The sequence below is a fragment of the Crocinitomix algicola genome, from assembly GCF_001661595.2.
Taxonomy (GTDB): Bacteria; Bacteroidota; Bacteroidia; order Flavobacteriales_D; family Crocinitomicaceae; genus Crocinitomix; species Crocinitomix algicola.
Genome location: NZ_LYPF02000015.1, coordinates 39871 through 62126 on the forward strand (window position 1 = coordinate 39871; position 22256 = coordinate 62126).

General features: G+C 35.3%; 20 protein-coding genes and 2 pseudogenes. 14 read left to right on the forward strand and 8 right to left on the reverse strand.

Annotated features, from left to right (window positions below; genetic code table 11):
* Window positions 1–5 precede the first annotated feature (5 nt).
* Genes A8143_RS09095 through A8143_RS09130 form a run of 8 tightly spaced genes read left to right on the forward strand, consistent with a single transcriptional unit; the run spans window position 6 to window position 7852 of the window.
* The gene (locus A8143_RS09095) at window positions 6–983 is read left to right on the forward strand and encodes a glycosyltransferase family 2 protein (protein WP_070137882.1); all 978 of its coding nucleotides are present in this window, start codon (window positions 6–8) and stop codon (window positions 981–983) included.
* Window positions 980–2122, forward strand: a complete 1143-nt coding sequence (locus A8143_RS09100) for a glycosyltransferase family 4 protein (protein WP_070137883.1) — start codon at window positions 980–982, stop codon at window positions 2120–2122. Before A8143_RS09095 ends, A8143_RS09100 begins: the two co-directional genes overlap by 4 nt.
* Complete coding sequence (locus tag A8143_RS09105) at window positions 2112–3236, forward strand: glycosyltransferase family protein (RefSeq protein ID WP_070137884.1); 1125 nt, start codon at window positions 2112–2114, stop codon at window positions 3234–3236. Before A8143_RS09100 ends, A8143_RS09105 begins: the two co-directional genes overlap by 11 nt.
* Window positions 3229–4032: an FkbM family methyltransferase gene (locus tag A8143_RS09110; protein WP_070137885.1), complete on the forward strand. Its 804-nt coding sequence runs from the start codon at window positions 3229–3231 to the stop codon at window positions 4030–4032. Before A8143_RS09105 ends, A8143_RS09110 begins: the two co-directional genes overlap by 8 nt.
* Window positions 4032–4907 carry a glycosyltransferase family 2 protein gene (locus tag A8143_RS09115; RefSeq protein WP_070137886.1) on the forward strand — a complete coding sequence of 292 codons (876 nt, stop codon included), beginning with the start codon at window positions 4032–4034 and terminating at the stop codon, window positions 4905–4907. The genes A8143_RS09110 and A8143_RS09115 overlap by 1 nt, the downstream gene beginning before the upstream one ends.
* Entirely contained in the window at window positions 4894–5967 is a 1074-nt protein-coding gene (locus A8143_RS09120) for a glycosyltransferase family 4 protein (RefSeq protein ID WP_070137887.1), read from the forward strand. Before A8143_RS09115 ends, A8143_RS09120 begins: the two co-directional genes overlap by 14 nt.
* Window positions 5964–6749 carry an FkbM family methyltransferase gene (locus A8143_RS09125; RefSeq protein WP_070137888.1) on the forward strand — a complete coding sequence of 262 codons (786 nt, stop codon included), beginning with the start codon at window positions 5964–5966 and terminating at the stop codon, window positions 6747–6749. Before A8143_RS09120 ends, A8143_RS09125 begins: the two co-directional genes overlap by 4 nt.
* Window positions 6749–7852 (forward strand): glycosyltransferase family 4 protein, encoded by a 1104-nt coding sequence (locus tag A8143_RS09130; protein WP_070137889.1) that lies wholly within the window; start codon window positions 6749–6751, stop codon window positions 7850–7852. The genes A8143_RS09125 and A8143_RS09130 overlap by 1 nt, the downstream gene beginning before the upstream one ends.
* Here A8143_RS09130 and A8143_RS09135 read toward each other — a convergent pair.
* The gene (locus tag A8143_RS09135) at window positions 7849–9156 is read right to left on the reverse strand and encodes a hypothetical protein (protein ID WP_070137890.1); all 1308 of its coding nucleotides are present in this window, start codon (window positions 9154–9156) and stop codon (window positions 7849–7851) included. The genes A8143_RS09130 and A8143_RS09135 overlap by 4 nt on opposite strands.
* A gap of 253 nt (window positions 9157–9409) precedes the next feature.
* Here A8143_RS09135 and A8143_RS09140 point away from each other — a divergent pair, with 253 nt between their 5' ends.
* Window positions 9410–10234: a polysaccharide deacetylase family protein gene (locus tag A8143_RS09140; RefSeq protein WP_070137891.1), complete on the forward strand. Its 825-nt coding sequence runs from the start codon at window positions 9410–9412 to the stop codon at window positions 10232–10234.
* Window positions 10221–10973, forward strand: a complete 753-nt coding sequence (locus tag A8143_RS09145) for a formyl transferase (RefSeq protein ID WP_070137892.1) — start codon at window positions 10221–10223, stop codon at window positions 10971–10973. Before A8143_RS09140 ends, A8143_RS09145 begins: the two co-directional genes overlap by 14 nt.
* Here A8143_RS09145 and rlmH read toward each other — a convergent pair whose 3' ends face one another.
* Window positions 10974–11447, reverse strand: coding sequence for a 23S rRNA (pseudouridine(1915)-N(3))-methyltransferase RlmH (rlmH, locus tag A8143_RS09150; protein ID WP_070137893.1), 474 nt, complete (start codon window positions 11445–11447; stop codon window positions 10974–10976). It lies immediately after the preceding gene.
* A gap of 124 nt (window positions 11448–11571) precedes the next feature.
* On the opposite strand from rlmH, the gene A8143_RS09155 reads away from it, so the two are divergent.
* Window positions 11572–12027, forward strand: coding sequence for a DUF4783 domain-containing protein (locus A8143_RS09155; protein WP_070137894.1), 456 nt, complete (start codon window positions 11572–11574; stop codon window positions 12025–12027).
* 1 nt (window position 12028) lies between these two features.
* On the opposite strand, the gene A8143_RS09160 is transcribed toward A8143_RS09155, so the two are convergent.
* The 6 genes and pseudogenes from A8143_RS09160 to A8143_RS09175 form a co-directional block, all read right to left on the reverse strand.
* Entirely contained in the window at window positions 12029–12757 is a 729-nt protein-coding gene (locus A8143_RS09160; RefSeq protein ID WP_070137895.1) for a hypothetical protein, read from the reverse strand.
* A 132-nt stretch (window positions 12758–12889) separates the two neighbouring features.
* On the reverse strand, window positions 12890–13321 hold the full coding sequence (locus A8143_RS17425) for an OmpA family protein (protein WP_449390405.1): 432 nt from the start codon (window positions 13319–13321) through the stop codon (window positions 12890–12892).
* Between the two features lie 24 nt (window positions 13322–13345).
* A pseudogene (locus A8143_RS17430) lies at window positions 13346–13846 on the reverse strand (thrombospondin type 3 repeat-containing protein); the annotation flags it as partial.
* A 195-nt stretch (window positions 13847–14041) separates the two neighbouring features.
* A pseudogene (locus A8143_RS17390) lies at window positions 14042–15502 on the reverse strand (DUF5723 family protein); the annotation flags it as partial.
* 5 nt (window positions 15503–15507) lie between these two features.
* On the reverse strand, window positions 15508–17778 hold the full coding sequence (locus A8143_RS09170) for a hypothetical protein (protein ID WP_070137897.1): 2271 nt from the start codon (window positions 17776–17778) through the stop codon (window positions 15508–15510).
* Between the two features lie 86 nt (window positions 17779–17864).
* Window positions 17865–18470, reverse strand: a complete 606-nt coding sequence (locus A8143_RS09175) for a ribonuclease HII (RefSeq protein ID WP_070137898.1) — start codon at window positions 18468–18470, stop codon at window positions 17865–17867.
* Between the two features lie 180 nt (window positions 18471–18650).
* Here A8143_RS09175 and A8143_RS09180 point away from each other — a divergent pair, with 180 nt between their 5' ends.
* The 3 genes from A8143_RS09180 to A8143_RS09190 all read left to right on the forward strand — a co-directional run bounded on the left by A8143_RS09180 (window position 18651) and on the right by A8143_RS09190 (window position 22240).
* The gene (locus A8143_RS09180; protein ID WP_070137899.1) at window positions 18651–19025 is read left to right on the forward strand and encodes a hypothetical protein; all 375 of its coding nucleotides are present in this window, start codon (window positions 18651–18653) and stop codon (window positions 19023–19025) included.
* 267 nt (window positions 19026–19292) lie between these two features.
* Window positions 19293–19577 carry a hypothetical protein gene (locus tag A8143_RS09185; RefSeq protein ID WP_139134316.1) on the forward strand — a complete coding sequence of 95 codons (285 nt, stop codon included), beginning with the start codon at window positions 19293–19295 and terminating at the stop codon, window positions 19575–19577.
* A gap of 140 nt (window positions 19578–19717) precedes the next feature.
* Entirely contained in the window at window positions 19718–22240 is a 2523-nt protein-coding gene (locus tag A8143_RS09190) for a protein-disulfide reductase DsbD family protein (RefSeq protein WP_070137901.1), read from the forward strand.
* The last annotated feature ends 16 nt before the right edge of the window (window positions 22241–22256 follow it).

Genomic DNA, 22256 nt, shown 5'->3' on the forward strand with positions numbered 1-22256 from the left:
TGACTATGGCCCCCTTTGTTTCAATTATTATTCCAGTATACAATACCGGTAATTTTCTACATGAAACCATTCAATCTGTCATCAATCAAACTTATCCAAATTGGGAGCTTTTTTTAATTGATGATGGGTCAACCGATAATTCTGCTGAGATCTGTAAAAGTTATGTTGAACAAGATGATAGGATCAACTATCACTATAAAACAAATGGAGGACAAGCCTCTGCACGAAATTTGGGCATAAATAAAAGTCATGGTGAGTGGATTGCTTTCTTAGATTCAGATGATATATGGTTACCACAAAAATTAGCGCATCAAATCAAAGAAATTGAATTATACGATGCTGACTTTTTCTATAGTTTGGGATATTATTATTATCCCGAAAAGGAAAAACAACTTGAAACTTATGACTGGGTGACGGGTGAACAAAAGGGTCTGGATTTTTTCAAAACACTTTATCATTCTTGTGCCGTAAATACGAACACGGTATTAGTCAAAAAAAAATTACTCGATCAGGTCGGTTATTTTAATGAAGCTCAAATTGTTCGAGGATCTGAGGATTGGGATCTTTGGATGAGAATAGCCTTAAAGGCAAATTCAATTTTTGGCTCAAAAAATCGCGATGTTTATTACAGGATTCATCCAGGTGGAATTCATTTACAACATGTTAGAATGTTTAAAGGAAAAATTTTTGTATATGAGCAATATGACAATCATCCTGATATTAGCAACGCACAACGACTTAAGCAATACCGCTATGTATTTCGGGAACTCATGAATTATTTGGCCGAAGAAAACCGACTGGATGAAATTCCGATAGTCTTTGAAAAATTCAAAAAAAAGGATCAGTGGGGATGGGGAACCTCAAAACAACGTTTTTTAATTAAAGTTTTACCCGTCGAGTCATTCATCATGGTGAGTAATAAATTAGTTTATCGATTAGCTTATCGACTAGAACAACTATTTTACCGTCTTTCAAAACAATGAATAAATTAAGAATTTTACATATCGTTCCATGGTTCCCCAACCCGGAAAATTCCGTTGAAGGTGTTTTCATCCAAAACCACATTAAAGCCTTGAATGAACATACTGAAAATTTTGTATTGCATTTACGTTTTGGTGATTTGAATAGTGTTGAACTCAACATTAGACATGAGAATATTAATGCTGATCGCATAACTATTAAGCCAATTATCAATAAATGGAGGTTTAAAGAGTTACATGCGGGATATTTTGTCAATAAGTACCTTAATAAACATCAGAAAAAATACGATATCGTAAATTTCTATATCGCTTACCCCAATGCCATATCGATTCATAAACTAAAAAAAAGGTTTCCTAACTTAAAGTTTTGCATAACAGAGCAATGGTCTGCTTATCACGAAAAATTTAATCTTCCTGATAAGCATAAAGGACGGCTAAGAATAGAAAATATTTTTAAACATACAATACCATTGAATGTTGTTTCGAATGCACTTGGCGATGATATTCGCAACTTTTCTAATCAACCGAACTTGGAATACAACGTTATTCCCAACATCATTGATGACAAGACGTTTAGCTTTCAGGCAAAAAATGACTCAGATATATTCCATATTTGTTCCATAAACAGTTGGAGTGCTATGAAAAACCCGATTGTTTTACTCAAGGCCTTTAGCGAAGTAATAAAGTCTAACAAGAATGTTCATCTCACTCTTGCGGGAAGTGGTCAATTAGATGAAAAAATTAAAAAAACTATTCATGATTTAAAGCTTACGAAACATGTCACGCAATTAGGCCGCATTAACAAAAAAGAGGTTGCTCAACTTTTACAAGCGAGTAATGCCTATTGCCAATCATCAAATTATGAAACTTTTTCTGTAATATGTGTTGAAGCGTTAGCTTGTGGAACCCCTGTAATTGCTACTAACATTGGAGGTATGAAAGATTTTGTTAATCGAGAAAATGGCATTTTGGTTGACGACATGACTCCCAAAGCCTGGGCAGCAGCAATAAAAAATATGATCGAGAGATATCCAAGTTATAACAAAAAAAATATTTCGGAATCGACATTAAAAGAATATCACTCCAAAAGAGTTGGAAAGATTTTTTATGATGCTCTTAAAAATTTAATCAGTGAAAAATAAAGTAATCCTCCTCATATCACCAGAACCTTGGGGCAGGAACTTTGTTTCCAAACACCATTATGCCAACTATTTAGCAGAATCAAATTTAGTCTACTTTTTGAATCCGGCGGATGGTTCAAATAAATTACCTTTCCAAAAATTCAAAATATCAAAATCCACTATAAAGGATGGATTAATACAAGTAGATTACAATAATCTTTTACCTAAATTAAACAACCTTCCTCTTAACATTCAAAAAAACACCTATAAAAAACAAGCTCAGTTAATCCAACAATATCTGGGTATTGAGTGTTTTGATATCGTTTGGAGTTTTGATCCTAACCGTTTTTTTGACTTAAATGTCTGGAAAACAAATACCAGTATATATCACACAGTCGATTTTCATCCGGCGAGCAAATACGAAAGAAAAGCGGTTGAATCTGCTGACCTGTTCTTAGGAGTGTCAAATTTGATATTGAAAGATCATGAAAATTACAGAAAAGGTCTATTAATTCCGCACGCCGCTGATATAAATGGTTTTGAATCTGCGAAAAAAATTCAACTGCCTGGTAAAAATAAAATTCGTGCAATTTACACCGGTAATTTTCATCGACACATCAATTATAAACTTTTACTAGACATCGTTCAGTCGAATAAAGATGTTGATTTTATAATGGTCGGTCCTACTGCCAAATCTAATTTATCTACCAAAAACACGATTACAGATACTGCATTATCAACCTTAGAACAACAGGAAAATTTATTCTTTATGGGCAGTGTACCAGCAGAAGATTTGATGTCTTTTATCAGTAATTGCAATATAAATCTTGTATTATTTAAAAAAGAAAACGAAAGAATCCATTGCAGTCCGCATAAACTAATGGCCTATTTTTATTCTGGTAACGTTACATTATCAAACTATATTGATGCTCATAAAGATACTGACAATAGCATAATTTTGATGTGTAAAGATGAAAGTCAAACACTCGTTGAATTTAAAAAAATCAAAGAAAATATTAACACCTACAATTCTTCCCTACTCAAAGAAAAACGTCGAAAATACGCGCTTGAAAATAGCTATAAACATAGAATTAAAAAGATCGATGAATTAATTCAAAATCTAAAGTATGATTAAACGAGTATTGAACAAATTAGGGATTTACAAAGAATATAAAATTCAATTGAATCAACAAGCATTTAAAATTCCGGTTTTTCATGGAATGGGGTTAAATAATTTGGGTGAAAATGAGCCTTGGATGTCAGCTCTGCTCAAAGCTTTCGGTTCAGAAAATACGCGTTTCTTAGATGTTGGCGTAAATATTGGTCAAACATTATTAAAATGGAAAAGCATATATCCAAATGCTAATTATATTGGTTTCGAACCCAACCCTAATTGCATCAATTATTTAGAACGTCTAATTTCTGCTAATCAATTCGAAGCTAAAATTTACCCGTACGGAATAGATGTCTCCCCTGATATAAAGGAATTATTTGTATTACCAAATGACAAAACGGACTCTTCTGCATCTATGATTCATTCATTTAGACCAGGGGAAAATCGTCAATCAATATCGATTGAAACTATTTCACTCAAAGAACTAGAATTACAAGAATTTGACTTGGTGAAAATAGACGTAGAAGGAGCGGAATTAATGGTACTGAAGTCTTTATTCGAAATCTGCACTGATGCGACAATAATATGTGAAATTTTACCCGCTTACACCAAAGAAAATAAAGAGAGACTAGCGCGTCAAGAAGAGATTGAAAAACTACTTCAACAGTTTAATTATGATATTTATAGAATTATTAAGCACCCTAAATTACAATTGCATAAACTAGACTCCATCGGCATAAATCCAGATATAAATTCATCCGATTACGTCTTTATACCGAGCTCTAAAAGAACGAATTACCTTAATTTTGTACGGTAATGCCATTTTTCTCTATCATCATACCTACTTATAATCGTGCTCAATTGGTTACGAAAACGGTTCAATCTGTCTTAGAACAAAAATTTACAGATTTTGAAGTATTGATTGTCGATGACGGAAGTACTGATGAAACGCGATGGGTTATCGAACAAATTAAAGACCCACGCATAACCTACATTTTCCAACCAAATGGTGAACGCGGGAAAGCCAGAAATACGGGGGTAAAACATGCAATAGGAACCTATGTTTTTTTTCTTGATTCGGACGACATCATATATCCGAACCACCTGGAAAAGGCTTATAAAGAATTGTTGAAATTAGATTTTCCTGAATTTTTTCATGTTCGATATGAGCATCTATTCAATGGAAAAAGAGTTTCGGTGAAACAACTTAAGGAATCAACAATCAGAAAAAGTATTTTTTACCAAAACCTATTTGCCTGTCAATTCTTTTTAAAATTAGACATTGCCAAAAAGTTTCCATTTTCTGAAAATAGAGCACTTAAAATAGGAGAAGATTGGGAAGTGATTCTAAAAATTGCCGTTCGTTACCCACTACATTTTACAAATGAAGTACACGCTGCAATTGTCCAACACGATGGAAGAAGTATGCAAATAGCTGGTTTTAAAGAAATTTTAACCTCACGTGATCTATTGGTCAATAATTTAAAAAAAGATCCAGAAATTTCTAAACGAATATGCTGGAATGTTTGGTCAGAATTGACGACCTTAGCCGCATTGTCAGCAGCAATTGAAGACAATAAAAAACGAGCAATTTCTTATTGGTGGAAAGGTGTTAAATCTAGTCCTCATCAACTTTTGAAACGCAGAACATTGGCCATATTTAAAAAAATAATCTTTCATGGAAAAGCATAAGATAATTCATGTGCTTTACGCTGGTTTAGGCGGTCATGCCAATGTTGTTTTTCCTTTGATAGAAAGTGATTTTGGTTTAAATCATGAACATGTTTTGGTTTTTTTTGGAATTGAAGACGTTTTACCGGCTTATTTAAAGCGCTGCAAAGACTTGGGATTGATGCATTACAATATTAAAAAAAAACCAAGGCGCTACCTCAAGGCTTTCAATCAGTTTAAAAAAATCTTAAACACAATTCAACCTAGCCGAATTATTGTGCATAGCTCTGAACTCATTATACCTGCTGTTAATTATTCCAAAAAGACGGGTTCTAAATCCTTTTATGTTGAGCATGAAAACAACCTCACAAAAGGCCGGTCCTTAAATTTTTTTTCAAGATTTGCTTTACGCCATTCGGACGGGGTGGTTTGTCTAAATGAAGGATACAAAAATGAACTAATTAGAAAGTTTAAAGTAATTGCGCCAATTTACATTATACCTAATGGAATTAATACCGACCGATTTAAGGTTGGTCGACCAAATAGCGAAAACATCGTACTAGGAATGGCCTCTAGAATGATTCCTGGGAAAGATCATCGTCTATTAATCGGTGCCTTTGAACAAGTTCTAAAAAAATACTCAAACTTAAAACTGTTAATCGCTGGGGATGGTGAAACCTTTGAAGAAATTCAGGCCCTTATCAGCGAAAAAAAGCTCACAAATTCAATTTCCTTGCTAGGTCTACTGAACGAAGATCAGATGATTGATTTTTATCGAAAAATTCACCTCTTTGTACTTGCAACTCGAAGTGAAACGCTAAGTACTGCGATTTTACAAGCGATGTCCTCAGAATTGCCGGTTATTAGTTCAGATATTGAAAACAATATTGAAATTTTACACAGTGAAAAAATTGGATGGGTATACAAAAACAATGATATGGATGACCTTGCAAATAAAATTATCTTTGCAATTGATAACCGCTATAATTGGGGTGAAATTGGGCAAAAAGCAAGAGAGGATGTGATAAAAAAATATTCTTTGCTTGCCATGTCCAATAATTATACGAGACTGATAAAATGACAAAAGCGAGAAGCATTATTAAAAAAATTATTTACCGTGCATTTGGCGAAAAAACCTACCAAAAAGCTTATGCAAAAGGTAAAATACGAGATATCGTTCAAGAAAGATTAGATGAACCAGAACTTAAATTTCTTCACCTCTTCATTCAGCCCCAATCAACCGTATTAGATATAGGGGCAAATTATGGTCATTATGCTATTGAAATGGCTAAACATTGTCCTCACGGCAAAGTCTACGCCTACGAACCTATACCTTTTACTTTCAACGTTTTGAAAAGAGTGGTTAATCACTTTAAAAAACCTCAAATCACAATCTTTAATGCCGCGATAAGTCAAACAAAATCAACCGTAAAAATGTCTGTACCTTTACTTGATTTTGGTGCTCCAAATACTGGCATAGCTTTCGTTGGTGAGTCGGAAGAAAAAAAAATGACAACGTTTGAAGTTGACACACTAACAATAGACGAAGCTAAGATTGAAGGTTCAGTTGATTTTATCAAAATAGATATAGAAGGACATGAGCCAAGTGCATTTAAAGGTATGAAGGCACGTTTAAAAAAAGATCTGCCTGTAATTCTAATTGAGTTTTCCTATTCGTGTTTAAAAAGAGCCGGTGAAGATCCTGCAATTTTCGCTCAACAGCTCAAGCAAGAGTACGATTATGATTTTGCACAGGTTAAGCATGATGAACTAGTATGGGTTAAGGACGATACTCCTCGCGACGGGTATTATTTCCTCATTCCCAATCAACGCAAAAACCAATTCAACATCAAATCTGCCTAATGAATATCGTTTTTGACGCAAGAGTTCACCTCAATTATTACAGTGGTATTAGTCGGTATATAATCTGCCTGCTAGAGGCCTATGCTCGTTTATATCCAACAGATCGAATCTGTGTTTTACTGAACCCAACAATTGAGAAAACCAATAGCATATACAATGTTTTAGGAAGATTTCCTCAAATTTCATTCACGCAAGTTAATGCCGGGCATATGGGACCAAAGAATTATACTAAAATGGGAAAGATAATAAAGCAGCTTAACCCTGACGTCTATCATTACCCCCATTTAGATGCCCCGATATATACCGGAAATGTTCCAGTTGTTGCAACCGTACACGACTCGAACTCTGATAAAAACATCAAGAAATTTGATGACAAATTTGGTTTAAAAACAGTCTATTTCAAATACGCATTACGATCAACTTTAAAAAAAGCAGACCATGTAATTTTTGTGTCAGATAGTATCAAATCATCGATTCTAAACCAGTACAATATTCCTGAAGACGAGGACCGATTTACAAGAATACACAATGGATTTGAACCTGATTTCAACAAAATAAACTCAGAAGATGAACAGAGGTTCATTCATACAAAAGGCATTCAAAAACCATACTTACTGTTTGTTGGCCAAATTAGAGAACATAAAAATATTTTTAGGGTGATAGAAGCTTTCAATCAGTTTCGAGCGGGTAATCCGAATTATCACCTCGTCATTGTAGGTCACAATTATCTCAATTTAAACCTGTCAACAGATGCTATTCACCATTTTGATCGCGTAAATAACGACGAGCTTAAGATGCTCTATGCAAATTGTAAAGCCTTTGTTTTTCCATCGCTTTTTGAAGGATTTGGCTTTCCAATACTTGAAGCATTCTCTTTCGGAAAGCCTGTTATCACCTCTAATTATGGCGCCACAAAAGAGGTTTCTATGGGAGAAGCCATACTTGTAGATCCTTTTTCAGTTAATTCTATTCGAAACGGAATGGTAACAGCAATTCAATCAGACAATAACGATGAGCAACGAAAAAGGGTTGCGGCATCTTATAGTTGGGAAACTTATGCACACAAGCTCAGAACCATTTATTGTAAGGTGATCAAATCTTAATTTTTCTTTTCTGTCTTCAATTCGTTATACAAATAGATCAATACAAAAGTGAATAAGGAAAGCACCGGGATCTTGTAACGCGCCAATGCTCCAAAATTATAGGAAGTAAATCCAACTACAAAACCAAAAATTAACGCGTACAGTGTAAACAAAATCAATATTGGCTCGGCGTTTAAAATTCGAATTATTCGAAAGCGTAACTTCACGAGTAAATAAATGAACACCCCAAATAAGACAAGGCTTTCAAAGCTTGTAAACAATCCAACAATATTCGAAATTTCCCAGGGATAAGGACGGAAAAAAGTAACATTTAAACTTGCCGGAATTTTTTGTATCACTCCTGTCAATGAGTATTCCACAACCCCTAAATCATAGGTTGAACCGCCAACATCGCTATGCCATGAATGAAATCCCTTTACTTTTCCTGTTATTGCGGAAGCAGAATAATTTGCATTTAAATCACGTAAAATAATTGGACCTAAGTAAATGGCCACAGACGTTATGAAAATTAAGGCTAAACTCACAATTCTGCGTAAAAACACGGAACCAATTTTATCGCGAATGACACCATTTAACCCAAACAATAAAGCAGGTATAAAAGCAATTAATATATATGCTTTTAATTGGTAAACAATCCATCCCCAAAACAAAAGCGTTGCCCAAAGGAGAAAATGTTTCTGTTTCTTAAATAGTAAAAAATAACTTCCATAAAGGATAATATTTATTCCTGTGAGCGTCATTGTATCTTTCATTATTCCTCCCCCCCAAATTAAAACAGAGGGAATACAAAAAGCAGCTATAAATGCGAGATGCTTATACTTAGGAATTAAATCAATAAATACTCTAAACAATTTCCACGCTCCAAAAAAAGAAATGAATGAAAGAAATAATGTTGTTACGAAATAATAATGAAACGAGAGGATTGAAAATGGCGATAATGTTTTAACCATAAACCACTCTTGTGCTCCTCTTGAATATTGAATATCTTGGGAAAAGTAACTTAAATCTGCAGGTAAATTTGCGTTTTCACTAAACAGTAAACGGAAATAGGTTGCCGGTTCATCGAATAAGGTTTTTCCTAAAATTTTTGCTCCTTCATGGTATAAAAAAGTGTCCCCATACCCATAATAGAACTTGTAAATTATTGCAAAAACTACGCCACCAAAAACTTTTAATAAAAACGCCGGGATGAAAAATCCAAAATACGACTCAGTTTTTCCCTGCTTGTATATTAGCAATACCTGCAAAAGTATCGTAAAGTAAATTACCCAAATTCCTATTTCTATAATTGAAAAACCTCCCATCTGCATGCGCAAATTAATAACTTGAACAAATATAAGGTTTTGATTGAGCAAGGGAACGTTCTCGTTATCTTCACCATTTTTTTCCTAAATTCACGCAAAAATTGACAAGTTTATCGCAGGCGTATTTTGTATATCATTAGATTTTGAAAAGTATTGGGGAATACATGATATTTACCCCATAAAAGCATGTGATTTTTTAAAAGATGTAGATGAAATTGCGCTTGCTACGATCGAATTGTTTGAACGATACGAAATGCACGTGACTTGGGCTACAGTGGGGTTATTAGGACATAATTCAATCGATGAGTTAATAAATTATGAAGACCGTAAAAAAATTCCATACAAGAATTCGGCTTACTCTCCTTTTCCGCTTAGTTACGAGAAATATTCAGTCTTTAATCCCGACAAACTTTTAGCACCAACACTTGTCCAACGCATTTTGAATAGCCCTCTTCAAGAATTAGGATCACACACCTATAGCCATTTTTACACATTAGAAGAAGGCGTTACACTCGACGATTTTAAAATAGACCTAAAAAGAATGACTGATTTAGGTCTGCGTTTTAACACAAGGTTTGAAACCATCGTTTTCCCCAGAAACCAAGTTAATACAGCAACACTAGAAGTTTTAGGTAAAGAAGGGTATCTGGCCTATCGAGGGAATCAAGAAAATCGTTTTTGGAAAAATAGTCAATATGCGCAGGAATCAATTTTCAAAAAAACGCTTCGCGTTGTAGATGCATTCTTTCCAATTAGCCGAACAAAATCATATCAGTTGTCTGAATTAAAAACTCACCATGGTATGGTAAATATACCTGCCAATCGTTTTTTACGCCCACCTACTTCGCTAAAATGGTTAGAGCGTCGAAAAATACGAAGGATAAAACGAGAAATGCATCAGGCAGCAAAAAAAGGCACAGTTTATCACCTTTGGTGGCATCCTCATAACTTTTGTGAGCACCCAAAACTTGCACAGCAGCAATTAGAAGAAATTTTAGCCTACTACCATGTTCTGGCCAAACGGTATACTTTTTTAAGTTTAACTATGAAAGAAATAGCAGATCATGTCAAAACCTAAAGTAATCGTCCTCGCCACAAAAGGGTTATCGACCAATTTGCTCATTCAAAGACTGGAAGAAAGTGCAGAACTTTTAGCTGTCTTCATAGAAAAACCGGTCTCAAAAAAACAAATTATAAGTCGCAGAATAAAGAAAATAGGTTGGTTTAAAACGCTTGGACAACTCTCATTCTTAAGTCTAGTTTTACCCTTAATACCGCAACGAAAAAAGCGAATTGCCTCTATTCTAAAAGCCAATAATTTAAAAGACAAATATAGTTTTCCTTACAAAAAGATTGAATCTGTTCATGATACCAACCTTGTAAAGCAGATTAACGCGTTGAACCCTGATTTAATCGTAATTAATGGAACCCGAATTTTAAAAAAAGAATTCATAGAAAACGTTGCTGTAAAAATTATAAATATTCATGTAGGTATAACGCCTAAATACAGAGGGATTCACGGAGGTTTTTGGGCTATTTATCACAAGGACCTTGAAAACTGCGGAGTTACGTTGCACTATGTAGATGCCGGAATTGACACAGGAAATATAATTGCACAGCGACGAATTTCACCCCGTAAATCTGACAACTTCAAAACCTACCCTATCTTACAGTACATTAATGGACTAGACCTTTTACAAGAGCAAATGACTAAAATAATGGGCGGTGAAACTGACCCGTTTCCGGCTCCACCAAACACAAGTCAACTGCACTATCACCCAACAATCTGGCAATACTTGTTTGGTCCTGCAAAATAATCACTCATGGTGATAAGGTTCGTTTCTCAAAATTGTGAATGCTCTATACACTTGTTCCGTAAAAAAAAGTCGAATCATTTGATGACTAAAAGTCATTTTAGACAAGGACATTTGTTCATCTGCTGCGCGATAGACATCCTCTGAAAAACCATAAGCACCCCCCACAATAAATGTAATGTGTTTATAGCCCCGATTCATTTTTGCTTGAATCCATTTTGAGAATTGCATTGAAGTATGCATTTTTCCCTTATCATCTAAGAGGACCACCAAGCCGCTTGGATTAATCTTATCAAGAATTAGTTTACCTTCTTCTGTTTTTATTTGATTTTCAGTTAACTTTTTAGCCTGTTTTAAATCTGGTATTTCAATCTTTTTAAAAGAAATATAACGCTTTAATCGTTTGTGATATTCTGCCTCCCCATTGATTAAAAATTTTTCCTGCGTTTTTCCAACCACAATTAAGTTAATTTGCATGCCTTTCCATTTAAGTTCGAAAGATACAATTTACTTTTATATCAACAGGAATCTTATATTTGGCGTAGTTTTTGCTCACTTTGAATTCTGAAAACTTTAATTAAATTTGAATTAAACACGGAATATGAAAAAATTCGCTGTAATTTTCTTTCTCGCAATTGTAGGTAATGCGTTTGCTCAACCAACATCAGGTGATATCAGTATGGAGTTGGCTGAAAGTATTGACAGTGTCATACTAGCTCCTGCTCCCCAGCAACCTATTGACGTCATATTAGTAAAATCATTTAAGGAAGAAAATGCGACTTTACTAGCAAGTTATTTTGGTGAGAATGTAGACTTCTCTATACTTGGAAAAGCTAATTTTTATTCTAGATCCCAAGCAAAGCAAATTTTACAGCACTTTTTTGCAGAACATAAAACCAAGAATTTTGAAATCATTCACAAGGCAAATGCAGAAAAAAGTCAATACTTTATTGGAGAACTGCTCACTGTAGCAGGCAATAAGTATAGGGTAACTGTAAACAGTAAAACTGTCGGGAAAAATAAATTGATAAACTCTTTAACAATTGAAGAGCATTAGCTTATTTTAACTCCCCATCCACGAATAACATTCTTTCAATATTATTCATCAACACAAATTGATGCGTCACGAAAATTTTTTGTCCCTTGAAATCCTCAGGACTTAATTCTAGCTTTTGGATAAGCTCATGATTTTCAGCAACAAATAAAGCTACATCGTATTTGCTTTTTTCATTTTCAAGAATCAAATATTTCTGAGGATCCATTTCTATGAATTCAGAAAAAGACATGCTAAACTCACCTTTTTGAAGTATCGCATCTTTCGGACGTTGGAAATCATAATTTTCTATATTGGCCTCCCAGGCTTGATAATCAATATAGGGTAAATCTTGCTCATATTCAGCTGTACGATGATGTGCTTCAATAATAGAAACTCCATCCAAGTAAATTTTTCGCTCCTCAAAAGGATTGGTTACTGAATTCCGCGCAATAACCTCGTTAATAAAAACAGGTAAACCAGACTTGTAAAAGACTTGTCGCGTAACGTGCTCTAATTCATTTTGAATGATTTCCTGGTTGAGTATAACCGAATCATTTTGTAAAAATTCTACAACTTCATAAGTATCCTGTTCACGCGAAAATCTTAAACTCTGAGAAACATCATACTCCTGAGTTTCACTCGACTTTTCATTAACATAATTATCTATTTGTTCTGGCGTAATCTCCAGTGCCTTTTCATTTTTACATGCCACTAGGGTTAAAACGGACAAGAGGATTATTAAATACTTCATCATTCTATTATTGGTATTCAAAAATAATGATAATGCGGCTTTTCCCACTTAAAATTAAGTTAATTCTAAATTTCTTCCAATAAAAAAACCCCTCTAACAAGTGTCAGAAGGGTTTCTATTGATCGTTTTTTTTTACTCGAACACGATATCCATTTCAACACGTCTATTGCGTTGACGCCCTTCTGGAGTATCATTTGTATCAATTGGCTTTTCTTCACCAAAATATTGAACAAATAAACGTTCGTCTGTAATTCCTCTTTGCATTAAGAAAGTCTTTACAGCTTCTGCTCTTTTCTTAGATAAGATAAGGTTAGATTGAGCAGCCCCCTGACTATCAGTGTGACCTGCAATCTTTAATTTCCAATCTTCTTTTTTAATTAAGAGTTCAGCTAAGCCTTCTAACGATTCAAAAGAACTTTCTTTAATAATTGCTTTTCCAGACTCAAACTCTAAGTTATCAAAAGCAGTATTAATGATTTCTTGTTCTTCTTCTTCGATTTTTGGACATCCATTGTTTTCTGGGACACCAGGAACATTCACACATTCATCGTCTTTATCCAACACACCATCTCCATCGGTATCTTTATAAGGACATCCATCATTCTTCGCTGGACCTGCGTTATAAGGACATTTGTCATCCTTATCCAGTAAACCATCTCCATCGGTATCAGGCCATGGACAACCTCTATTTTCATTTGGTCCTGCCTCTGTTGGACATTCATCTAAATAGTCAAAAATTCCATCGTTATCTGTATCAGGACAACCTTGATTTTCAATTGGACCAGCAACTTCAGGGCAAAGGTCTTCCGAATCTTTTAAGCCATCACCATCCGTATCTGGACAACCATTAAACAATGCAATTCCTGCCTCTTCCGGACAATCATCTTCTTTGTCAATAATTTTGTCTCCATCAGTATCAGGACAACCGTCAAACTCAGCCAATCCTGCAACCTCAGGACAGGCATCGTCCTTATCAATTATTTTATCACCATCGGTATCTGGACATCCATTAAATTCTTTTAACCCAGCAACCTCTGGACACGAATCCTCTGAATCTTGAATTCCATCTCCATCCGTATCAGGACATCCTCTAAACTCCCAAATTCCTGGTGTATCAATACATAAATCCATCTTATCAGACACCTTATCTAAGTCAGCATCTTTAGGCGCACCATAAAGAATTGGAACTTTTAAAGCCACATAAAAATCTGCTCCACGAACTTGTTTGTCCTTCCCTGGTGCAAACACCCATCTTAAATCTCCTGTACCAAAAATGACAGGTCCTGCTCTAAATCCAATACCAGCACGAGTGCCATAGGCCCCAGAATAAGAAATTGGAATTGAAAGTCCTGCCCACGCAAAATCGTATCGAGGTGTAACACTTATCATTGATGGGTAGCGAACCTTATTCGCATTTTTATTCATCTGAAACCCTATCGTTCCTCTTGCATTCAAATAAAAATCTTTCCAAATATGATAATCTGCGCCTAAATTAATGTGGGTCGGTAAGTTCATGTAATAAGTATTGTCATCACCCGAATCTTCAAGGTACTCTGCTCCACCAGCATCTACTAGGGTATCCACATTAGCATTAAACGATTCTAATCCATCCGTATCGTCAAAATCAAATAAGCTCAATACCTCCGTTGGGTTGTTCGGATCAATATCAACTCTAAAGTTTCTACTGTTCACCGATTTATTATAACGCATTCCTCCGATGTCATTAATGGCGAAACTTAACCTTAACTTGTATTTATTTTGATCTCTTCTCCAAATATTCGTCTCACCGTCCATATCATATTTATACTCTTTCCAATCTGGTCGCCACTCATAAATCGCTCCGATATCAAAACCTAACCCGAGTTTAGACTGCAATTGATAAATATCACTAAACGAAGGGTCTCCTGTAAATTGGCTGGAAGAGGCATCCCAGTGTTTGTCGATATTAGAAGAGTAACCGTAATTAAATGTACCTGCAATTCCTTGTAAAGTATCATCATTCTGAAGGTTATAACGCACTTCATCAGTATACATATAAAGTGAACCCAGTCCTTGCAAGAATTTTAATTTTGCTCCGGCTTTAATAAAATGCTCTTCGTCATCCATCACCGTCATTGCAAAGCCCAAATTATACTCCATCCAGCTATTGAATGAAATATTTAAAAGTTCATCATCCAAACTCTTATTCCACAATTGCGAATAATCCAACCCATTCACGGCCAAGGTAATTAGCTCATCAGAAACATGGTCCACGTTCAAAAATGTTCGGTTTTTAATACCAAAACTAACCGCCATTTTAGGATTTATAGTGACCATAAAATTAAGGATATCCGTATTTGTTTCTACATATGCCCTTCTTGCTAAACCTTTGGGATTTGCAAATTCAAAAAAGTTCCCTTTACCAGCGTTAACCGTAGATTGAGCATCTTCATTAGGAATAATATCTCCAAAAGTGGTATCACTAAGCCAAGCATCTACTTTTGGATCTTCACTGTCAAAAGATTGCGTCCACCAATACGGCATTTGATGAGGATTAAAATAAAGGTGATCGTTATAGGCCGAAGTAGAAAATCCTCCAAGCGTAACATCTACAATAAATCGACTGTCCGCAATATGTGCAGGATTCAGGTCACCGCCTGAAACACCTGAATAATTACTTTGCCGAAACCCAATAAAATCTTGGGCTTTTGATCCAAATGCCATAAAGATGGCCAGGACAGGTAATACGAGTAACTTTTTATTCATCGTTCTCAATTTAAATTGTGTACATTAATCATTTTGCCATCGAAGGTATACAGCTGGGTTTCATTAAGGCCATACACAACAGCATTGGTAGATGGAACTGAAAGGTTTATTCTTCCATCCCCTTCTAACAAATATAAACTATTATTAGAATTGTTAAAAAATGTGAAACGAATTGACGGGTTTGATTCAACCCTTACAAAGGCAGTTGCTCCTTGCGGTTTAAGGATTTCCTCTACCACATATCCAAATGTATCAAAAACCAAAATTCTATTCGACTCTTCGACTAATAACACTGGTTTGTCGAGTAATATCCACCGTTCGCCAACTCCATTAACGCTTTTATCTAATTTTAACGAGTCTGTTGTACCATCTTTCAAATAGTGTCGATAAATGTACTGATTATTATACCCCAATTTATGTAAGTTTTCTTGATTTTGTCCCGTAATAAATTGTGATTCATTTTTTAATTTTGGTACTATAACCTCATTAAAACGATTTTCTCCTCGACGATTTAGAACGAATAATTGGTCATTAGTTCCTAAAAAAGAAAGATAATCTAACCCGTCAATTTGCGTGTAAGAAGATTGACCAGTTAGCTGAACTCCGCCACTCTTAAACGTCCACCCTGTTACAATCTTCCCTTGTTCATTGTATAATTTAACAGCGCTTGGAGTAATAACGAAAAAGCGATAGTCAAACTTTTGATCATAATTGGCCGCTAGTCCACCAACAATTTGCTCTTCCAAATTTAGCGATAGTGGCCCCGCTGTCTTTCCTTTTAAATTAAGGACTAAAAACTTATTCTTCATGAAAAATACAAACTCGAATTTCCCGTCATTCTCCAGGTCCACAATGCTAGGTTTCTGAATGAGGTCGGATGGTAAATCGAAATTCCATTGTTCTTCGCCTTTAACCGTATAAACAGCCGCCTTTCGGTCGTTAGTCAGCAACAAATAATTCATCCCCCCCACTTTAAATGGCTGAATAAAATTAGGTGTAAAAGGCGCAACGAATGACTTCCCGCCATCCAATTCGCCTTGCTGTTTGGTAATTTCAGTAATTGCTTTTGTTCTTTTCGTTTTGTCAATCCAGATACTCGATTCAAAAGATAAGTCGCTTTCATGTTGCAGAATGCTAATTTGATGGCTTCTAATTGGAGTGGACTGAAGATATTTATCATATAAATCCTCCCGATCTCCAATTAAATTGGCTAATTGAACCTCGGATAAAAACCATTGCATAGCACTTAGATTGTTAGACAGTATATTGAAGTTTTCAAACTCAGTATAATAATTCAGTTCCTGAGTTAACTCGGGAATTGCTAATTGCCAATTAAAGTTCGATTTAAACGGGAAAATTTCTGAGTTTTTTATGTTGATTGATGACTGGATAACCGAATCACCACTCAATTTTAGTGTGGATTCTTCTAATATCAATCTCAAATCACGCGATGCATTTGGTTGAGCTAATACCAGCTCATATTCTCCTTTTTTCATCACTACCATACGATCACCAATCCAATTAAACGCTTCTTCTTCAGGTGTTTCAAAAAAACTAAATTTATCCTCCTGAAAACGCTGAGAACCATAATAGTACACAGCTTCAAAACTTGCTGGAACCCGGGTAATTAAATCATCATGACGCAAGGGTATGCCCCGAACGGGATCTGCTATTTCGTTCCAAACTTTAAATTTTTGATCTCCACTTAAAATATAACGCGTGACCGATGCACTATCCTTCATCAACAAATAATCAGCATTTGAAAAAAGGATTTTTTTTGGATTTTTTTCGGGGCTAAATGCAGTCGAACTAATAACAGCAAAAGTCCCGTAGTAATTAGCCTCATACTGTTTTTCGGCTATAATTAGATTACCCTCACTTATTGAAGCGTTTAAACCTAGTTCAGTTTTTACAAATCCCACCAACTGTTCAAAATCAAAATCTGGATTTCCAAAAGCGATTGAAAAATTATCAGCATCAAACGAAAGCAAGCAAGAAGTGCCAAAGATTTCATTGAGTCCTGTATTATTAGAGTCGAGAATGAAACTTGCAGCAGTATTTAAACTTTCATTTGTTGCTAACCAAGATAAGTCCCGATTAAATCTCAATTTTTTGGTCAACCTATCGAGATCAGGAATGTAGACCTGACTTGCATTATCGTTTATTTTGAATGAAAAATAGTGATAGGTATTTTGCTGACGATCATAAAGGTAATAGGCTGTATATAAGAATAGTCCAGCGAGTATACCGGTCAATACGTAACGAAAAATTTTCATGCTCTATTTTATCTTAAACAAAAATAGAACATTAATAGAGGGAAATCAGACCAATAACCAGAGGATATACACAGCCAAATGTGAATCTATTTAAAGATTGACAATTGTTCTGCGGGCAATAAATTAAACGACATTCGATGATAAGGGCTAGCTCCAGATTGAGCAATAGCTTCGCGATGTTTTTTAGTTGGATACCCTTTATTCGAATTCCAATCATATTGGGGATACTCCTGATGTAAATCCATCATTAGTTCATCTCGATACGTCTTCGCCAAAATTGATGCCGCAGCAATGGATAAATATTTTCCATCCCCTTTAATGATACAAGTATGCGTAAGGTTTTCCATTGGATTAAAACGATTACCATCAATTAAGAGGTGTTCAGGAATAATTTTTAAAGCTTTTACGGCACGATGCATTGCTTCAAATGAAGCGTTTAAAATATTAATCTTATCAATTTCTGTATGATCTACAACTCCAATCCCAAACGCAATAGACTGTTCTTCTATTATAGGAACCAATTCTTTACGTCTTTTTTCAGATAATTTTTTAGAGTCATTCAAAATTTCGTTTTGAAAATTGGAAGGCAAGATAACTGCCGCAGCCACAACAGGACCTGCCAGACATCCACGCCCTGCTTCATCACAGCCCGCTTCTATTCTATTTTTCTCCAAAAAAGCTTTTAAACCCATCTACCCTTATTTCTTCAAATACTAGAACAAAAATAGAATTATCATCCTGAAACAAAGGTTTAAACCGCCGAATTTTATATATTTACAACAACCTTTGGCACACTAATTGCGTCTGAGGTTAAGAAAAAGTAATAACGAAACCCCAACCTAAACAGGTTGAGGGGACACAAAAAAAATCGCATGAAAAAGGTATTAAGTTTAATTGCAGTAGTAATGATTACGGCAATGGGGTTCGGACAAACTTCTGTAAAGTTTACAGACGCTAAAGCTGGATACGATAAAACAGCTACTACTAGTTTTAACTTTTTATTTGGACCAGAAATACAAAAAGATGAAATTGATAATTCTGCAGCTTACTACGAGAGTTATTTCTCTGTGAGTGTTAATCCAGCAGAAAATGGAAACAATGTTACAATCACGCTGGTAGAAGACAATGATATGTCTCGACGAGTTATTTTGAGATTGTTCGTTAGCCTCGAGGTCAATAATATTGAAGCTGAAGGTCAAAAAATGGACAAAAATGATTTTATGACTAAGTATATTTGGCTGGATTAGATAACCCTAAAAATATTTCGAATCCCGTTTTTTTTGAAGCGGGATTTTTTTTGCTTAAATCATTCCTTTTAGATTATAATTTTTAACGAGTTTCCAATTGCTCAATTAGAACAACAGATGAATAAGTCTGGTTAAAAAATTCAGCAACTTCTTATTGCGATTTCATAATTTTTCACTAACTTATCCTTCCTAACAAATGGTAATCCACCCTTTTTTTGAACGTAAATGTTGATTTTATGGGTGACTTGCCTCCAAATAAAGACTGATATGCAAGAAATAACAAACCCGACTCTCGTTGAAAAAGAAGCAATCGCAAATTTTTCTTTTAAGAATCCAATGAATATAAAACAACATCCTCAATTATTAAAAAAATTAAGGGATGCAACGGGACTGGGAAACCTGAGTAAGGTAAAGTTCCATATTGATTTTTATTCAGATTCAGGACCAAAATCGGTTCAAACAACTATTTGGGCCACAGGGAATAAATTCATTTGCCTCAAAGGCGGATTATGGATCCCTATTTCCAAAATTATTGACATAAGATACATATAATCCTATCAATAAATCTATTTAAAAGACGGTTAATTCCGTCTTTTTTTTTGCTTTAGAATTTCAACAATCGCAAATATTGAAAATCTACAATCTCAACCTTTTGTATTACATTTGACTTTGGACCTAACAGTAATAGAATTATGTTGAAAAAAATCGGATTATTTATACTTGGTTTGACCACCATTTTTAGTTTTGGGCAGGATGAAATGCCAAGCAATATTGACGATGTAATTACCTGGAATTTTGAAGTAACTTACCCAAGTTGTGACGAAGCCTTGATTACCATGCGTGTCTCTCAAAAAAATGGTTGGCACATCTATTCTCAGGTTCAGCCTGACGGTGCAATTCCGATGCCTACAGAGTTCACTTACCAAACGGATGATAATTTCAGTCTCGTAGGTAAAACGAATGAATCGGGTGCAGAGTTAATCGACAATGACGGTTTCCCTGAACGATCTTTTCATGGTAAAAAAGCTAAATTTTGGCAAAAGATTAAAATCAAATCAAAAGAAGATTTTAACCTTAAAATGTCATACGGTTATATGGCTTGTAAAACGGCTTGTCTACCTCCAGAATTTAGAGATATCGAACTAAAAATTAAAGGTACAGACAATATAGATTGCGACGAAGCTGGCAAATCGAACCAAGAAGACTTAGGTTCTCAAGATGAAGAAGCTGATGATGAGGATGAAACTAGTGATGACAATGTCCACAACGATTTAACTGAAGCAACGGGTATTGACTCAAACCTTACAAAAATTTTAAACACTTGTGAGGGCAGCAACTATAGCAATTCGTTTCAACCAGTTGTTATCAAATCATTTGACCCGTTTAGAACCGATGAAAAGTCCTACTCAATAACTGTTGAAATTCAAATAGATTCGACCTTTGCAATGTACGCTTTTGATAATCCCAAAGGCTTAAAATCAGCATTTGAAATTCAAGCGAATGATCAAATTCAAGAAATTCAACCCTACACACTGGACATTGAAGGAAATGTTGGTACTGAATCAAATGGTTATAAATATTTAGCAACAATCAAACAAGCGTTTACAATAAAAGACACCGCTAACGTACCAACAGTTTTAGCAGATCTAGACATTTATTTAATGGGGTGCGAAAACGATTTTAAAAATGCTGCTCCTACCCAATTGTCTTTTAACCTTGCCGAGGCAGTTGATAACGGAAACCGTTCGAGCCAAGATTCACTTTTAATCATCTTCATCATTGCCTTCCTTAGTGGATTCATCGCTTTGTTAACTCCGTGCGTTTTCCCAATGATTCCAATGACAGTAAGTTTTTTCACTAAACAATCGAAAACTAAGGCGGAAGGAATTAGGAAAGCTATTTTTTATGCCGTTTCTATTGTACTAATTTACGTCATTCTAGGAGTGTTAGTGACGGCAATTGCTGGGCCAACTATATTAAATGACATGGCAACTAATCCATGGGTAAATTTAGTTTTCTTTATCATGTTTGTTGTCTTTGCGATTTCCTTCCTTGGGGCTTTCGAAATTACTCTTCCAGCTTCATGGGTGAATAAAGCGGATAAACAAGCTGACCGTGGAGGTTTAATTGGAATCTTCTTCATGGCCTTTACATTGGCTTTGGTTTCATTCTCTTGTACCGGTCCAATTGTAGGAACGGTTCTCGTTCAATCAGCAGAAGGAGGATTGTCTGGACCGATTGTAGCTATGCTAGGATTTTCCATTGCACTTGCCTTACCCTTTGGATTATTCGCTGCCTTTCCGGGGTGGTTGAATTCCTTACCATCATCAGGAGGATGGTTAAATACAGTAAAAGTTGTTTTAGGATTTGTAGAATTGGCCCTTGCCTTAAAATTCTTGTCAAATGCTGATTTGGTATTACAATTACACATGATTGAACGTGAACTCTTTTTAGGAATTTGGATTGGAATTTTCATCGTACTATTTATTTATTTACTAGGTAAAATTAATTTCCCTCACGATAGTCCTGTTCAAAAACTATCGGTTGGTCGAGGTATTTTCGCCACATTCGTTATGGGCTTCATCATTTATTTGATGCCGGGTATGGTCGGTGCTCCGTTAAAAATAATTTCAGGATTCCCACCTCCAATGACCTATTCAGAATCGCCTTATGGAATTCATGGACATGCCCCTGAAATTCCTGACGGTTGGCCAGAAAGCACTCATGCGCACGGACACGGTATAAATACGATTAGAGATTATGAGGATGCTTTAAATTATGCAAAATCTGTAGATAAGCCCCTTTTATTAGATTTTACAGGTTGGGCCTGTGTGAATTGCCGAAAAATGGAAGAATATGTTTGGGCCGATCCAGAAGTTGCTCCTATCATGGCTGAAGATTTTGTCATTGCTTCATTATATGTAGACGAACGTTCGAAATTGCCAAAAAAATACGAAGGTGAATTAAAAGCTGATGGTGAGCCTATGGAAACTGTTGGTGACAAATGGATGAAGATGGAAATTGAGCGTTACGGAGAGGTAACGCAACCCTTATATGTTGTGCTGGACCATAAAGAAAATAATATTTCTGGAAAAGCAAATTATCAAACCCATGCTGATGTTGAACTGTTTAAAGAATGGCTGGAAAATGCTAAAACACAATTCAAGGCATCAAAAAATGCGACAATTATTAAACCTCAATTCGTTTTGAAATAGGTTTACGGTAAGTAGT

Bases quoted from the DNA above. Each gene is read 5' to 3' on its own strand.
- A8143_RS09115 (WP_070137886.1), top strand. From the start codon at position 4,032: ATGCCATTTTTCTCTATCATCATACCTACTTATAATCGTGCTCAATTG.
- A8143_RS09130 (WP_070137889.1), top strand. From the start codon at position 6,749: ATGAATATCGTTTTTGACGCAAGAGTTCACCTCAATTATTACAGTGGT.
- A8143_RS09180 (WP_070137899.1), top strand. From the start codon at position 18,651: ATGAAAAAGGTATTAAGTTTAATTGCAGTAGTAATGATTACGGCAATG.
- A8143_RS09135 (WP_070137890.1), bottom strand. From the start codon at position 9,156: ATGGGAGGTTTTTCAATTATAGAAATAGGAATTTGGGTAATTTACTTT.
- A8143_RS09145 (WP_070137892.1), top strand. From the start codon at position 10,221: ATGTCAAAACCTAAAGTAATCGTCCTCGCCACAAAAGGGTTATCGACC.
- A8143_RS09155 (WP_070137894.1), top strand. From the start codon at position 11,572: ATGAAAAAATTCGCTGTAATTTTCTTTCTCGCAATTGTAGGTAATGCG.
- A8143_RS09160 (WP_070137895.1), bottom strand. From the start codon at position 12,757: ATGAAGTATTTAATAATCCTCTTGTCCGTTTTAACCCTAGTGGCATGT.
- A8143_RS09100 (WP_070137883.1), top strand. From the start codon at position 980: ATGAATAAATTAAGAATTTTACATATCGTTCCATGGTTCCCCAACCCG.
- A8143_RS09140 (WP_070137891.1), top strand. From the start codon at position 9,410: ATGCACGTGACTTGGGCTACAGTGGGGTTATTAGGACATAATTCAATC.
- A8143_RS09120 (WP_070137887.1), top strand. From the start codon at position 4,894: ATGGAAAAGCATAAGATAATTCATGTGCTTTACGCTGGTTTAGGCGGT.
- A8143_RS09175 (WP_070137898.1), bottom strand. From the start codon at position 18,470: ATGGGTTTAAAAGCTTTTTTGGAGAAAAATAGAATAGAAGCGGGCTGT.
- A8143_RS09095 (WP_070137882.1), top strand. From the start codon at position 6: ATGGCCCCCTTTGTTTCAATTATTATTCCAGTATACAATACCGGTAAT.
- A8143_RS09190 (WP_070137901.1), top strand. From the start codon at position 19,718: ATGTTGAAAAAAATCGGATTATTTATACTTGGTTTGACCACCATTTTT.
- rlmH (WP_070137893.1), bottom strand. From the start codon at position 11,447: ATGCAAATTAACTTAATTGTGGTTGGAAAAACGCAGGAAAAATTTTTA.
- A8143_RS09125 (WP_070137888.1), top strand. From the start codon at position 5,964: ATGACAAAAGCGAGAAGCATTATTAAAAAAATTATTTACCGTGCATTT.
- A8143_RS09110 (WP_070137885.1), top strand. From the start codon at position 3,229: ATGATTAAACGAGTATTGAACAAATTAGGGATTTACAAAGAATATAAA.
- A8143_RS09185 (WP_139134316.1), top strand. From the start codon at position 19,293: ATGCAAGAAATAACAAACCCGACTCTCGTTGAAAAAGAAGCAATCGCA.
- A8143_RS09170 (WP_070137897.1), bottom strand. From the start codon at position 17,778: ATGAAAATTTTTCGTTACGTATTGACCGGTATACTCGCTGGACTATTC.